Genomic DNA, 15,412 nt, shown 5'->3' on the forward strand with positions numbered 1-15,412 from the left:
ATGCTAACCTTTATAGGTAATGTACAGGCTATTTTATTTGTCATTTTGAACTTGGGCAGTGCTCGATATCCTCACGTACTACGTGTACGCTCCGGTTTCTCCGCGCTGTCCGCATCCAAACTGACGGCAACAATTACGCCTGAGAGTTTATGCTATCTTAGTATGGTTATTTATACAGTATTTGTCTATTTTAATGATGATTTCCATTCGCTCCATGTATACCCAAAGTCATTGGAGTTGCAGGTAGGCAGCAAGTGGTCTAATCCCGATGAGTCTATTCATTTTAAGGTCAACGGCCAGTAAGTGATTTGGGTGAGTAAGCGCAGCTAACAACCCTGCGGCTTCAAGGACGAAGGGGAAATTTGTTGATTGACTCATTTCACGACACACCGGACAATCCTCCGCCCTGAACCTTGGGTGTTAACCAACGGACAACTCTATGGAAGCCTATTTATTACATTTATTGACGCAATCTCTGGCTTTCACGCTATTTATCGTCATGTTCGTTACTTTTCTCGAATCATTAGCACTGGTGGGGATGTTGCTTCCCGGCACGGTAATGATGACCAGTGTGGGGGCGTTGATTGGCAGTGGTGAAGTCGGTTTTTACTCGGCCTGGGCTGCTGCAACTGTCGGCTGCCTACTGGGGGATTGGATCTCGTATTTTATCGGTCGGCGCTTTAAAGAACCGTTGCACCGCTGGTCCTTCCTGAAAAAGCATAAGTCGATGCTGGATAAAACTGAGCATGCGCTGCATAACCACAGTATGGCAACAGTCCTACTGGGGCGCTTTATCGGCCCGGCACGGCCTATTGTCCCGATGGTTGCTGGCATGCTCAACCTGCCACCGGCAAAATTTGCCTTGCCCAACGTGATTGGCTGCCTGACCTGGCCACCGCTCTACTTTTTCCCAGGCATACTGGCAGGTGTTGCTATTGATATCCCACCGAGCGCCAATAGCTATATGTTTAAGTGGTTGCTATTTGTGGTGGTGATGCTGATTTGGTTGGCACTGTGGCTATCATGGCGCTGGTGGCGGTTTGGCAAACGTAGCCCCGACCGCCTGAGCCAATGGTTACCACTGGCTCGCCTGCGCTGGGTGACGGTGCTGGCTATGGTGGCAGCGATTGCCAGCTTTGCCTGGCTGCATATGCAGCCCATTATGCCGATTTATCGTCATCTGTTGTGGAAGGTTCTCGCTGGGTAATCCCCTTGGGTATACAAGTTATTATGGTCGGGTAGTAATGCCCAGCACACTGGCTTCGGGGGCACTGCCGTTAACCAGCGCCTGGGTTGGGCCGTCGTAGTAAATACGGCCATCGACAATGAGCAATGTCCGATCGGCGATGCGGGCGGCATCATCCAAATTGTGTGACACCATCAGTAATGTCAGTTGCCGATGGGTACAGACGTGATCGACCAATTGCAGCATCTCATTGCGCAACGCAGGGTCGAGCGCGGAAAATGGCTCATCCAGTAGCAGGATTGGCTGACTACGCACTAAACAGCGTGCCAATGCTGCCCGCTGACGTTGGCCGCCGGAAAGTTGTGCGGGTAACCTCTCAAGGCAATCTTCCAGTCCAACCTGCTGGGCAATCTGGCGTAACAGTAACTTTTGCTCATGGCTGAGTTTCAACCCCGGATGTAAACCCAACCCGATATTCTGTGCGACGGTCAAGTGTGAGAACAGATTGTTCTCCTGAAACAGCATCGATACTGGCCGCTCGGCGGGGGCTGTTGCCGTATTATCCTGATTATTCAGTAGCATACGGCCACTGGCGGGGGCGAGAAAACCAGCAATCAGGCTTAACAGGGTACTTTTGCCAGCACCACTTGGGCCAAGAATCGCCACCCGCTCACCGGGCTGAATATGCAAATCGAAACGCATCGGTAAGTGGTCATACAAATAGGTGATTTTCTCAAGCTTTAACATGGCGGCTCGGCAGTCGTTCAATAAGAGTAAACAGCAAGAAACAGAGTAACAACAGCAGTAGGGCGGTAACTGCGCCGTCGTTGCTGCGATAAGAACCTATCTGCTGGTAAAGGTAAAACGGCAGCGTGCGGAAGTGCTCATTGCCAAACAGTGCCACCACACCAAAATCACCAATCGATAGCACACAGGCAAAGGCAAGTGCTTGAGCCAGCGGGCGTTTTAGTGCCCTTAATTCAATCAGGCGCACACGGTGCCAGCCACGAATATCCAGTGATAAACACAGCGGCGTGTAGCGTTCAGCCAGATCCCGCATTGGGTTATCTAACACTTTTAGTGCGTAGGGCACAGCCATCAGTGCGTTGGTGAGGATAACCAGCCCGTAAGGGGATTGTGGCAAGCCAAAGGTATCGTTGAGCAATAAAAAGAAGCCGGTCGCCAGGACAATGCCCGGCATCGCCAGAATCACCATACCACTGACTTCCAGTGCCTGCCCACAGGCCATCCGTTGGCGCAGTTTCAGTTCACGGCTGCTCCACAACAACATCATCGTGAGTGTCACGCACAGCAACCCCGCCCCGATAGCGATAGTCAATGAGGTAAAGAAGGCTTGCCATAGCGCAGTTTGTTGTAGCACCGTCACCATAGTTTGATTACTGCCATCAATCACTACCGCTAGCAATGGCGGCACCATCAATAGCAAAGCAGTACCAATTAACAGGGTGTCGCTGATGCGAGACCAATAGCTATCCTGCTGACTGCGCCAGATTTGACCGTGAGTATTACCTACTGCCAATACTGTGTTTAACCGCAGGCTTAGCACCACTAAACCCAGACAGCAACCCAGTTGGATTAGCGCCAATAAGGCCGCACGCCCCAGATCGTAGTCATAACTGAGTGCCTGATAGATGGCCAGCTCGATAGTGGTGGCTTGCGGCCCGCCACCCAGTGACAGCACGGTGGCAAAACTGGCAAAACAGAGCATAAAAATCAGCGCCGCGGTTGGCAGGATTTGGCGGCGCAGATAGGGCCATTCAACCCAGCGCAAGTGCTGCCAGCCATTCATCCCCAGTTGTGCGGCTAACTGGCGTTGTTCAACCGCGATGCTGTCCAGTGACTGCAATAGCAAGCGAGTCGCCAGTGGCATATTGAAGAAGATATGTGCCAGCAAAATGCCCTGTAAACCATAAGGTGAGAAGCGGTAATCAACCCCCAGCCAGCTAAACAGGGCTGCCAGCCAACCCTGACGGCCATAAACCGTCAGAATACCAAACAGCGCCACTAACACCGGTAGCACCAGTGTCATGGCGCATAAACGCAACATCAGTTGTCGGCCGGGAAAGCGGCGGCGATACAGGGCTCGTGCTAAGAAAATGGCAGGGATGACTGACAGCAGGGCGGATAAGAATGCCTGCCAAAAGGTAAAGCGGATCACATGCCACAGATAGCGGTCATGCCAGATACTGTGCCAGTCTGCCGCAGGCGCGTGACGCCAGATAGCGGTGAACGCCAGTAAGGCGACACCGACTATCAGTAAGGCCGCCAGTAGCCCTGGCCACAACCATGCAGGGATCAGTGGCTGACGGCGGATTGCCATGCCTGAATCCATTTGCCGCGATTATCTGCCACATCTTTAGCATCAAATTGCAACGCTTTTTGCGGCACGGTAAGGGTTTCAAACCCAGCCGGCAAATCCATTTTAATCACCGGATACATCCAATTACCGGTAGGAATATGGTCCTGGAATGCTGGCGTCACAATAAATTGCATAAAGCGCTGTGCCAGTTGCGGCTGTTTGCTCGAGGCAACTAAGCCTGCGACCTCGACTTGCAGATAGTGGCCTTCGCTGAAATTAGCCGCTGCATAGTTGCTTTTCTTCTCTTCAATCAGATGATAAGCCGGAGAAGTGGTATAGCTCAGCACCAAATCCCCTTCACCTTTCAGGAACAAGCCATAAGCTTCGCTCCAACCCTTGGTAACGGTGACGGTTTTTTTCGCCAGTTGCTGCCATGCCTGTGGCGCTTTATCACCATACACTTTCTGCATCCACAGCATCAGACCAAGGCCCGGGGTACTGGTGCGCGGGTCTTGATAAATCACTTTCCACGGCTCTTTGCTATCAACTAATTCTTGCAAGCTCTTCGGCGGATTTTTCAGTTTGTCTTTGTTATACACAAAGGCGAAATAGCCATAATCGTACGGGACGAAAGTCTTATTCTGCCACTTCTCCGGGAGAGTAAGGTTCGCGGTATCCACCTGACTTGGTGCGAATAATCCAGTTTGTTCTGCCGCCTGCACCAGATTATTATCCAATCCTAAAATCACGTCAGCCTGACTGTTTTTACCTTCCATCCGCAGGCGATTCAGTAATGAAACACCGTCTTCCAGCGCCACAAATTTAAGCTGGCAATCACACTCGGCTTCAAAGGCTTTTTTAATCGCAGGCCCTGGACCCCAGTCGGCGGCAAAGGAGTCATAGGTGTAAACCGTCAGTGTCGGTTTATCGGCGGCCACCGCAGCGGCAGATAGCAAAAACAAGCAGGGAATAATGCGTTTAAACACTTTGCACTCCTTAACAATAAAGGTGGCAAAGGTATCTGAGGCGGTAAATAACAGCGATATCATGATAATGCAGCGTTATTTTTCTCAAATCCCTCCGCCGGTGTTAGCCGGATCAGGTTCGACGGGTTTGCTCTCAGCGAAAAACTTGCTGCGGTTAGGTTGATCCGGTGTTGGGCAGTACTCGAAATCCTCACGTACTACTTGTACGCTCCGGTTTCTGCGTGCTGTCCGCCTCCGACTGAACCTACCTCGCGACGTTTTTGTTTCATTGTTAATGGAACGAACCAGCATGAATTCTGGACACGACCACAACAGTTTTTCCGCACCCCGTTGAGACAACGCCATTGTAGAGACTAATCTGGGCGGATGAAAGCAGGTTAGCCCTCTGGTGGTGTAAACCAGGCCGATTTGAAATCAAACCAGCCGAGCGTGTTCATGCGCACCCCGCGCATACTGTGCTGCCCATATAATTCTAACCAATGATGGAACAGTGGGTGGAATTGATTCTGGCTAACCAACCGTTGGCTCCAATCCGCCATCGGCAGGGTATTATTTCGCCATAATTCAACATCCTGATGCAGTTTTTCATCCAAACAATGTTGTAGTAGCGGCAGTTCGTACAGGGTGGCAAACAGGGAGAACTCCAGTGGCAGATAGAAATTCGCGCTGCCAAGCCAGATATCACTCTGTGCATCGCCCTGATACCAACTGACATAATCCAACACTTGTATCACCAGTGTGACGCCGTGTGCCGCCAACAATGTGGTTAATGTTTGGCTGATGGCGTCAAACTCGGAATGCTCGCTGTAAAATGTCAGCGTCAATTCGGTCAGCCCTACGGGCTTTGGCTCAAGGGTGGTTAGTCGGTTGTGATGCCAGCGGGGCAGCATGCCGTAGGCCGGTGACCAGTAGCGTTGATAGAAAGGATCTGCATGGCTGAGCAGGGCGACCGGTGTTATCAACTCACACAACCAGCGGCGGATCTCTGGGTTACTGGTCTGAGGCGATCGCTGATCAAACAGTAAAAAATAGCAGCCTTCCTCCAGCCGACTTTCCAGCTCGTTTTTACTGGTATCGTCAGCCTGCAATTGCACACCGGAATAAACCAACTCCTCAGACAACTCAGGTAGCACCCAGATATTGACCTCATCAATCAGTGCGCGGAAACCAAAATAGTTATCAAAAGCCTGTATCTTCAACTGATTATGGTGATTTCTAATCACCGAGTAGGGGCCGGTACCAATAGGATGGCGGCGGAAGTCGGGTTGATTCTCCCACTCTTGCGGCAAAATCATGGCGTGAACACTACCCAACAACCATGGCAACCAGTGATCCGGGCAACTTAGATGGATATCAATCACATAGGGCGTTGGTGAGCGCACGGCGGTGATATGAGAGAACAAGGGCTGTGGAATCAGCCGGGTCAGGCTGCTGATGACATCATCCATTTCCAGTTCACGGCCATGGTGAAAATGGATGGCAGGGCGCAAATAAAAACGCCAATGCAACGGGCTGATAGCTTGCCAGTGATGGGATAAATCCGGTTCTAGTTCCCCATTTTCCTCATTTATGCGTGTCAGGCCATTAAAAATCTGCCGCACCATATGCGTTTCGGAGCGGCGCAGCGCGGTACCGGGCAGCAGGTTTTGTAGCGGGCGATAATAGAGCACCCGTAGGATGTGTTTCCCTTGGCGGAAACTGCGCCCCAACTGGGATAGCAGCATTTGGCGCACTGCTTTTTTATCCCCTACCAACTGCACTAACTGATCGATATGGTCCTGCTCCAGCAGTTCTTCGGCCCGCTGTTGTTGCAGTGCCAACCCGGAGTAGAGGAAGGCCAGTTGTGAGCGTTTACCGCGACCCGCTTCAGCCTGCCAGCTTAGCCAACCCTCTTGCTGCATGCTGCCCAGCAAGGATCGTACATGGCGGCGTGAACAACTGAGCACGTCTGCCAGCTCCTGCAAGGTGGTTTCCGTCGGCTGGCCATTAAAACGTTGCCAGAGGCGAATAAACTGCTGTTGTAGACGTGAGGCAGACATAAAAGAGGAACTCCACGGCAAATTTCATCAATTTTTCTTTCCCTATATTACGCAGATACTGATTGCCAATGAAAGCGGGTTATCGTGGCAATGCCGCCAACGGGAGGAATAAATGATTTTTAATTTACAGCGTTATTCCACCCATGACGGCCCCGGTATTCGCAGTGTGGTATTCCTGAAAGGCTGTTCGCTGAGTTGCCGTTGGTGCCAAAACCCGGAAAGCCGATCACGTAAAGCGGAGGTGTTATTTGACTCGCGCCTGTGCTTATCAGGTTGTGAGTTGTGCCGACAGACCTGCCCGCAGGCAATAGAGCGCATTGACGATTGCATTGTTATCACGCGCCAACGGCTGGAAGAGGATGACCTTCAGGCACTCACCGTGCGTTGTCCGAGTGGTGCACTGACGGTGTGTGGTAGCCCGATTGATATTGATACCACTATGGCAACACTGTTGCGCGATATGTCGTTTTATCGGCGCAGTGGCGGTGGTGTGACGCTATCCGGTGGTGAGCCATTTATGCAACCCGATGTAGCAGCTGAGTTATTGCAACGCTGTCATCAGCTTGGTATCCACACGGCGGTTGAGTCTTGTCTGCATACGCCGTGGCATTACATCGCGCCCTCTTTGCCGTGGCTGGATCTGATGCTGGCGGATTTAAAGCACACGGATGAAAACCGTTTTCGCCAGTGGACTGGAGGTTCGGCTAAACGGGTGATGGACAACTTTCGTCAGTTAGCGGCTGCGGGCACCAACATCACAGTACGGGTGCCGTTGATCCCAGATTTCAATGCAGATCGCCACTCGATACAAGGGATCGTCGATTTTGCGGCTGATGAGATAGGCGTTAAAGAGATTCACTTTTTGCCTTACCACACGTTGGGTATCAACAAATATTCGCTGCTGGGTGAAGAGTATCGGGCAGCAAGCACACCTTTGGATGCTCCTGAACTGCTTTACTTCGCGGAAAGCTATGCCCGTGATAAAGGCTTGACCGCAATTTTACGAGGATAATGCTATGACCACCCTTGATTTGGTAACGCTAAGCGAACGGACGCAACAGCATAAAAACGCACTGATCCACATTGTGCAACCGCCGGTTTGTACCGAACGAGCGCAGCATTATACCGAGGCTTATCAGCAGCATCAGGACAAACCTCTCCCCGTCAGGCGCGCGCTGGCTCTGGCGCATCACTTACAGCTTCGCACCGTCTGGATCAAAAATGATGAGCTGATTATCGGTAATCAGGCCAGTCAGCTGCGCGCCGCGCCAATTTTCCCTGAATACACCGTGAGTTGGATTGAAAACGAAATTGATGAGCTGGCCGATCGCCCCGGTGCGGGTTTCTCGGTCAGTGCAGCAGATAAAGCGGTATTGCACCGTATCTGCCCGTGGTGGCGCGGCCAAACAGTGCAGGACCGCTGCTACGGCATGTTTACCGATGAGCAAAAAGCGTTATTGGCCACCGGCATTATAAAAGCCGAAGGTAATATGACCTCCGGCGATGCGCATTTGGCGGTTAACTTCCCGTTATTGCTGGAGAAAGGACTGGATGGCCTGCGCAGCAAAGTGGCAAGTCGCCGCGAACGGTTACAACTGACGGACTGGAGTGACCTGCATAAAGAGCAATTTCTTAAAGCCATTGATATTTCATTGGCGGCGCTGAGCGAGCATATCGAACGTTATGCGGCGGTTGCGCGGCAAATGGCAGAAGAAGAGAGCCGTGATTGGCGGCGCATTGAGTTACAAACTATCGCCACAAACTGCGAGCTGATTGCTCACCAGCCGCCACAGACCTTCTGGCAAGCCTTGCAGTTGTGCTATTTCATCCAATTGATGCTGCAAATTGAATCTAACGGCCACTCGGTTTCCTTTGGCCGCCTCGACCAATACCTCTATCCGTGGTATCGCCGTGACGTGGAGCTGGAAAATACCCTTAGTCGCGAAAAAGCCATTGAGATGTTGCATAGCTGCTGGCTCAAGTTGTTGGAAGTGAACAAGATCCGTTCCGGTTCGCACTCTAAAGCCTCGGCAGGCAGCCCGTTGTATCAGAATGTCACTATTGGTGGGCAGAAGCTGGTGCAGGGTAAAGCGATTGATGCGGTTAACCCGCTCTCTTATGCGGTGTTGGAGTCTTGCGGCCGTTTACGTTCAACTCAGCCGAATCTCAGCGTGCGCTACCATGCCGGTATCAGTGATGATTTCCTCGATGCCTGTGTGCAGGTCATTCGCTGCGGCTTTGGTATGCCTGCATTTAATAATGATGAAATTGTTATTCCTGAATTTATTAAATTGGGTGTAGAGCCACAGGATGCTTACGATTACGCCGCCATTGGTTGCATTGAAACTGCGGTGGGGGGGAAATGGGGCTATCGCTGTACCGGCATGAGTTTTATTAATTTTGCTCGCGTGATGCTAGCGGCGCTGGAGCAAGGTAAAGATGCGACCTCTGGGCAAGTATTTTTGCCGCAAGAGCAGGGGTTATCGAAGGGTAACTTCACTGATTTCTCACAAGTGATGGCGCAATGGGATCAGCAGATTCGTTACTACACGCGAAAATCCATCGAAATTGAGTGTGTGGTGGACACGGTGTTGGAAGAGAATGCCCACGATATTGTCTGTTCTGCACTGGTGGATGACTGTATTGAGCGCGGTAAAAGTATCAAGCAGGGGGGCGCGCGTTATGACTGGGTTTCCGGCTTGCAGGTGGGCATTGCCAATTTGGGTAATAGTCTGGCAGCGGTACGAAAACTGGTGTTTGAACAACAGCTTATCGGCCAGCAGCAACTGGCAACGGCGTTAACGAATGACTTTGCTGGCCTGAACGGTGAGCAATTACGCCAACATCTGATTAATTCAGCACCGAAATACGGTAATGATGTTGATGATGTAGACCAACTGCTGGTACGCGCTTATCAGACGTATATTGATGAGCTGAAGCAATATCACAATACCCGCTTTGGTCGCGGCCCGATAGGCGGTACCTATTACGCCGGGACGTCCTCTATCTCTGCTAACGTGCCGTTTGGTGCGGCAACGATGGCAACACCGGATGGCCGCAAAGCGCACAGCCCGCTGGCGGAGGGAGCAAGCCCTGCTTCTGGTACTGATCATCTGGGGCCAACTGCGGTGTTTAACTCCCTGTCAAAACTGCCGACAGCCTCTATTCTGGGCGGGGTGCTACTGAATCAAAAACTGAATCCGTCAACTTTGGATAACCCGCGTGATCGCGAAAAGCTGATGATGATGTTGCGTACCTTCTTCGAGGAGTATCTGGGCTGGCATGTGCAGTACAACATTGTATCGCGTGAGACATTGCTTGATGCCAAGCAGCACCCAGACCGCTACCGTGATCTGGTGGTGCGGGTTGCCGGTTACTCGGCATTCTTTACCGCGCTATCGCCAGATGCACAAGACGATATCATCGCCCGAACCGAGCACACTTTGTGAGCTGTCGTAGATGATAATTGATATTGATGTTTGTTAAATGAACCAAGTCTTGCCTTGCTGTGTACCAAAAATTTCTGAGTAATGGTGACTTTCACCAGCCAGTGGATTTATAGTCTGCTGGCTTTTTTTATTCTGCCTCCTTGAGGCTATAGCGTTGTTAGCTGCGTTCACGCACCCGAATCACTTACTTGAGTAAGCTCATCGGGATTTGCTCGCTTGCTGCCTGGCTATAGCCCCAATGACTTTGGATAATATCCTGCCTCCTTGAGGCTGAAACACGGTCAGCCGCATCCATTATTTGGATGTGAAATTTATGCTGCTGGTATACTTTTCTCTATATAAATCTACCCGCTTCTGTAGCATAGCGTTTAATTGTTATTTCTGGCGCTGGAGCCTGGAATGAAATCTGCTTTGACCTTTTCCCGCCGTATTAACCCGGTGTTTCTCGCTTTCTTCGTGGTGGCTTTTCTTTCCGGTATCGCTGGCGCGTTACAGGCACCGACATTAAGCTTGTTCCTAAGCACTGAAGTGAAAGTACGCCCACTGTGGGTGGGATTGTTTTATACCGTCAATGCCATTGCCGGGATTACCGTCAGCTTTGTACTGGCCAAACGATCAGATTTACGTGGTGACCGCCGCAAGCTAATTATGGTCTGCTACTTGATGGCGGTGGGGAACTGCCTGCTATTTGCTTTTAATCGTGACTATCTGACGCTAATCACCGCCGGTGTGCTGCTGGCAGCAGTAGCAAATACCGCCATGCCGCAGATTTTCGCCTTAGCGCGAGAATATGCCGATAGCTCGGCGCGGGAAGTGGTGATGTTTAGCTCGATTATGCGTGCGCAGCTTTCATTGGCTTGGGTTATCGGCCCGCCGCTGTCGTTTATGTTAGCGCTGAATTATGGCTTTACGTTGATGTTCAGTATCGCCGCCGGTATTTTTGTCCTCAGCGCGCTGGTGGTGTGGTTTATTTTGCCCTCGGTGCAGCGAGCAGAGCCGGTAGTAGATGCGCCAGCGGTGGTGCAGGGCAGTTTGTTTGCCGATAAAGACGTTTTGTTGCTGTTTATTGCTTCAATGCTGATGTGGACCTGCAACACCATGTACATCATTGATATGCCTCTGTATATCACAGCAAACTTGGGGTTGCCTGAGCGGTTGGCTGGTCTGTTGATGGGGACTGCTGCCGGGTTGGAAATCCCTATTATGCTGCTGGCGGGTTACTCGGTCAGGCGTTTTGGTAAGCGCAAAATTATGCTGTTTGCGGTGCTGGCGGGTGTGCTGTTTTATACCGGATTGGTGTTATTCAAATTCAAAACTGCACTGATGCTATTGCAGATTTTTAATGCCATTTTTATTGGTATTGTCGCCGGGATTGGCATGCTCTATTTTCAGGATTTAATGCCAGGCAGAGCCGGAGCAGCAACCACGCTGTTTACCAATAGCATTTCCACTGGGGTGATTCTGGCTGGGGTTCTGCAAGGGGTATTGACCGAAACCTGGGGCCATAATTCGGTATATGTGGTGGCGATGGGATTAGCTATTCTGGCGTTAATCATCTGTGCACGGGTGAGAGAGGCATAGCGCCCGGTAGGGCGCTAAGGGTAATGACCAACCTATTTGGCAGCAATATTCCCCCAGCCTGAAGTGAGCAGGGGGAGAGTGGCAGTCGCGCTTTATTCGACCGGTTTTAATCGCGTAACAAAGTGGCGCAGAACCGGGGGTTCGTAGGTACCCTTGGAACTTGAAGCCGCAGCTAACGTTTCTGCAACGCCAATTATTTTGGGTATTTTTATTATTAATATTTAAGATGCAGTCATATTTTGGCGAGTGAAAATAGCCATTCACATTACCAATGACGGCAACAAAATAAAGAGATGAATTTTTTCAGCCTAAGCTGAATAAGCAATGGGGGAATTAACGCGGGAAATCGTTGGCGAGGCGCTAATCTATATTAAACCAGGCTCGGCTATCGCCGGAGATACGTGCTTCGTAACGCAGTATAATGCGTATCGAGTCGATGGTGAATAATAGCATACCGTGATTGAAGAAATAAAAAGTGACCGCCAGCACAAAATATAATCAAATAAATCAATATTAGAATAATTAATATCTAGTTAAAATAATGACTTGAGAATATTTCATGTAACCAATTGATTGGTGTGGGGTTTGTTTTTGTGAATGATGAAAGAAAGAAGGGGGCGTTTCAAAATGGGGTTTTTATCTATTTTGCATTGTTGGGTCAGGGCTTACCTGACACCAACAATATACTCACAAAATGAACTTAAAATAAATTAACGTAAAAATGCCGGTTGCTGTTTTTCATATGCAGAAATATTACTTTCATGCTGCAACGTCAGGCCAATACTGTCCAAACCATTAATCATACAATGGCGGCGGAAGCTGTCTATTTCAAAAGAATAACTATTGCCACCGGCATTCACTGTTTGCTGTTCCAAATCAACAATAAACTCGATGCCTTCATTATCGTTAACCAATTGGAATAAGGTATCGATATCTGCTTCGCTTAAGGTCACCGGTAATAATTGGTTATTAAACGAGTTACCGTAAAATATATCAGCGAAACTAGGGGCAATAACCACTTTAAAACCGAAGTCGGTCAATGCCCACGGCGCGTGTTCCCGTGAGGAGCCACAACCGAAATTCTCACGTGCTAACAAAATGGTTGCACCCAGATAGCGGGGTTGGTTCAGCACAAATTCAGGGTTTGGCACTTTGCCTGCGTCGTCGAGAAAACGCCAATCGTTAAACAAGTGTTGGCCAAAGCCAGTGCGCGTCACTTTTTGTAAAAATTGTTTTGGGATAATCGCGTCAGTATCGACGTTTGCCGCATCCAACGGAGCAACCAAACCCGTGTGTTGAGTAAATTTAGCCATAATGGTGTCTCCGGTTAGTGGGTGGCGGCTTCTAAGGCGCGAACATCAGCAAAATGACCACTGACAGCGGCGGCGGCGGCCATTGCCGGGCTAACCAAATGTGTGCGGCCACCACGGCCCTGACGGCCTTCAAAGTTACGGTTGCTAGTGGAGGCACAACGCTCTCCGGGTTCCAGACGGTCGTTGTTCATCGCCAAACACATGGAACAACCAGGCAAACGCCACTCAAAACCGGCCTCGATAAAGATCTTATCCAAACCTTCCGCTTCAGCCTGTGCTTTTACCGGGCCTGAGCCGGGTACCACAATAGCTTGCACGCCAGTCGCGACTTTACGACCTTGCGCCACCGCTGCTGCGGCACGCAAATCTTCAATGCGTGAGTTAGTGCAGGAACCGATAAAGACTTTATCAATGGCTACCTCGGTCAACTTAATGCCGGGGCGCAAATCCATATATGCCAACGCTTTTTCCGCCGAGGCACGTTCAACGGGATCACTGAAGGACTCAGGAGCAGGAATCATGTCATTAACCGCAATGACCTGGCCCGGGTTGGTGCCCCAAGTGACTTGTGGCGCGATGTCGGCGGCATCCAGGGTGACGATAGTGTCAAATTTAGCATCAGCATCAGATTTCAAGGTGCGCCAGTAGGCCACGCCTTGTTCCCACTGCTCGCCAGTTGGGGCGAACTGACGACCTTTCAGGTAGTCGAAAGTGGTGTCATCCGGGGCGACTAAACCGGCTTTAGCACCCATCTCGATCGCCATATTACATAATGTCATCCGGCCTTCCATGCTCAGCGCTGCAATCGCGCTGCCACAGAACTCCACCACATGGCCGGTGCCGCCCGCGCTGCCGGTTTTGCCGATAATCGCCAAGACGATGTCTTTGGCGGTAATCCCTGCACCGACAGTACCGTTAACTTCGATTTTCATGGTTTTGGCTCGGCCCTGTTTCAGGGTCTGGGTTGCCAGCACATGCTCAACTTCTGAAGTGCCGATACCGAAGGCCAATGAGCCGAATGCACCATGGGTCGCGGTATGTGAGTCACCACAGACGATAGTCATGCCCGGTAAAGTCATACCTTGTTCAGGGCCAATCACATGGACGATGCCTTGGAACGGATGATTCAGGTCATATAAAGAGACACCGAACTCAGCACAGTTCTTAATCAGCTCCTGCATCTGGATCCGCGCCATTTCGCCGCTAGCATTGATATCTTTGGTCTGGGTTGAAACGTTGTGGTCCATCGTGGCAAAGGTTTTACCCGGCTGACGCACCGGACGACCCATGGCGCGCAAACCATCAAAGGCTTGCGGCGAAGTAACTTCATGCACCAGATGGCGGTCGATGTACAACAATGGGGTTTCATTTGGCGCTTCGTAAACGATGTGCGCATCGTACAATTTTTGATATAAAGTCTTGTTTTGATATAACGTCTTACCCATTTTACACCCCCTCCATCACGAATTTAGCGATAACATCGCCCATTTCGTTGGTACCGATGGCTTTACCTTCGCCGGCCAAATCAGCCGTGCGATAGCCTTGTTCCAATGCCTGGTTGATCGCATGCTCAATAGCATCGGCGGCCTTGTCTTTACCTAAACTGAAACGCAACAGCAGGGTTAATGACAAAATCTGGGCAATTGGGTTAGCTATATTTTTGCCCGCGATATCGGGTGCGGAGCCACCTGCGGGTTCGTATAAACCGAAACCTTGTTCGTTCAGGCTGGCCGACGGCAACATCCCCATTGAACCCGTTATCATGGCGCACTCATCAGACAAAATATCGCCAAACAAGTTAGAACACAGCAATACATCAAACTGGGAAGGGTCTTTGATCAACTGCATGGTGGCGTTATCGATATACATATGGGACAACGCAACATCTGGGTAATCGGCCGCAATGGCAGTTACCACTTCACGCCACAGAATAGAGCTTTGCAACACATTGGCTTTATCAATAGAAGTAACTTTGCCACGACGTTTACGCGCAGATTCAAAGGCAATACGGGCAATACGTTCAATCTCAAAGCGATGATAAACTTCGGTATCAAAAGCACGCTCGTGCTGGCCTTGGCCTTCACGGCCTTTGGGTTGGCCGAAGTAGATACCACCGGTTAATTCACGCACACACAGAATATCAAAACCTTTGGCGGCAATATCGCTGCGCAATGGGCAGAAGTCTTCTAACCCTTGATACAACCGCGCCGGGCGCAAGTTGCTGAATAATTTGAAGTGCTTGCGCAAAGGCAACAACGCACCACGCTCGGGTTGTTCCGCCGGTGGCAAATGTTCCCATTTCGGGCCGCCTACCGAGCCAAACAAGATAGCATCAGCCTGCTCACATCCGCTGACTGTCGCTGCCGGTAACGGGCTGCCGTGACGGTCGATGGCTGCACCACCTACATCATAAACGCTGGTTGAAATCTTGATGCCGAAACGTTGACGCACCGCATCCAATACTTTATTTGCCTGAGCCATTACTTCAGGGCCAATACCGTCTCCGGGCAAAACGGCAATATGATAAGTCTTAGTCAT

Annotated in this window: 11 protein-coding genes and 1 riboswitch; of the genes, 4 read left to right on the forward strand and 7 right to left on the reverse strand. The window is 50.6% G+C overall.

Annotated features, from left to right (window positions below):
• Positions 1-439: 439 nt before the first annotated feature.
• Positions 440-1,207, forward strand: a complete 768-nt coding sequence (locus Q2T71_RS02245; protein ID WP_083160572.1) for a DedA family protein — start codon at positions 440-442, stop codon at positions 1,205-1,207.
• 21 nt (positions 1,208-1,228) lie between these two features.
• On the opposite strand, the gene thiQ is transcribed toward Q2T71_RS02245, so the two are convergent.
• The 4 genes from thiQ to sgrR all read right to left on the reverse strand — a co-directional run bounded on the left by thiQ (position 1,229) and on the right by sgrR (position 6,531).
• Entirely contained in the window at positions 1,229-1,933 is a 705-nt protein-coding gene (thiQ, locus tag Q2T71_RS02250) for a thiamine ABC transporter ATP-binding protein ThiQ (protein WP_372557988.1), read from the reverse strand.
• Positions 1,920-3,527, reverse strand: a complete 1,608-nt coding sequence (thiP, locus tag Q2T71_RS02255; RefSeq protein ID WP_372557989.1) for a thiamine/thiamine pyrophosphate ABC transporter permease ThiP — start codon at positions 3,525-3,527, stop codon at positions 1,920-1,922. The genes thiQ and thiP overlap by 14 nt, the downstream gene beginning before the upstream one ends.
• A complete protein-coding gene (gene thiB / locus Q2T71_RS02260; protein WP_372557990.1) occupies positions 3,503-4,492 on the reverse strand; it encodes a thiamine ABC transporter substrate binding subunit in 990 nt (329 codons plus the stop codon). Before thiB ends, thiP begins: the two co-directional genes overlap by 25 nt.
• A gap of 72 nt (positions 4,493-4,564) precedes the next feature.
• Positions 4,565-4,656: riboswitch (TPP riboswitch) on the reverse strand.
• 213 nt (positions 4,657-4,869) lie between these two features.
• Positions 4,870-6,531: an HTH-type transcriptional regulator SgrR gene (gene sgrR, locus Q2T71_RS02265; RefSeq protein ID WP_372557991.1), complete on the reverse strand. Its 1,662-nt coding sequence runs from the start codon at positions 6,529-6,531 to the stop codon at positions 4,870-4,872.
• A gap of 112 nt (positions 6,532-6,643) precedes the next feature.
• Between sgrR and Q2T71_RS02270 the strand changes: the two genes are divergently transcribed.
• From Q2T71_RS02270 to Q2T71_RS02280, 3 genes are all read left to right on the forward strand, one after another.
• Entirely contained in the window at positions 6,644-7,543 is a 900-nt protein-coding gene (locus Q2T71_RS02270) for a glycyl-radical enzyme activating protein (protein ID WP_372557992.1), read from the forward strand.
• A gap of 4 nt (positions 7,544-7,547) precedes the next feature.
• The gene (locus tag Q2T71_RS02275; RefSeq protein ID WP_372557993.1) at positions 7,548-9,980 is read left to right on the forward strand and encodes a formate C-acetyltransferase/glycerol dehydratase family glycyl radical enzyme; all 2,433 of its coding nucleotides are present in this window, start codon (positions 7,548-7,550) and stop codon (positions 9,978-9,980) included.
• Positions 9,981-10,379: 399 nt separating this feature from the next.
• The gene (locus tag Q2T71_RS02280) at positions 10,380-11,561 is read left to right on the forward strand and encodes a sugar efflux transporter (protein WP_372557994.1); all 1,182 of its coding nucleotides are present in this window, start codon (positions 10,380-10,382) and stop codon (positions 11,559-11,561) included.
• 710 nt (positions 11,562-12,271) lie between these two features.
• On the opposite strand, the gene leuD is transcribed toward Q2T71_RS02280, so the two are convergent.
• Genes leuD through leuB form a run of 3 tightly spaced genes read right to left on the reverse strand, consistent with a single transcriptional unit; the run spans position 12,272 to position 15,412 of the window.
• Positions 12,272-12,874 carry a 3-isopropylmalate dehydratase small subunit gene (leuD, locus tag Q2T71_RS02285; RefSeq protein WP_083160554.1) on the reverse strand — a complete coding sequence of 201 codons (603 nt, stop codon included), beginning with the start codon at positions 12,872-12,874 and terminating at the stop codon, positions 12,272-12,274.
• A 14-nt stretch (positions 12,875-12,888) separates the two neighbouring features.
• Positions 12,889-14,319, reverse strand: a complete 1,431-nt coding sequence (gene leuC / locus Q2T71_RS02290; RefSeq protein WP_372557995.1) for a 3-isopropylmalate dehydratase large subunit — start codon at positions 14,317-14,319, stop codon at positions 12,889-12,891.
• Between the two features lies 1 nt (position 14,320).
• Positions 14,321-15,412 carry a 3-isopropylmalate dehydrogenase gene (leuB, locus tag Q2T71_RS02295; RefSeq protein ID WP_372557996.1) on the reverse strand — a complete coding sequence of 364 codons (1,092 nt, stop codon included), beginning with the start codon at positions 15,410-15,412 and terminating at the stop codon, positions 14,321-14,323.

Source organism: Yersinia sp. 1652 StPb PI, from assembly GCF_041538345.1.
GTDB lineage: Bacteria > Pseudomonadota > Gammaproteobacteria > Enterobacterales > Enterobacteriaceae > Yersinia > Yersinia enterocolitica_E.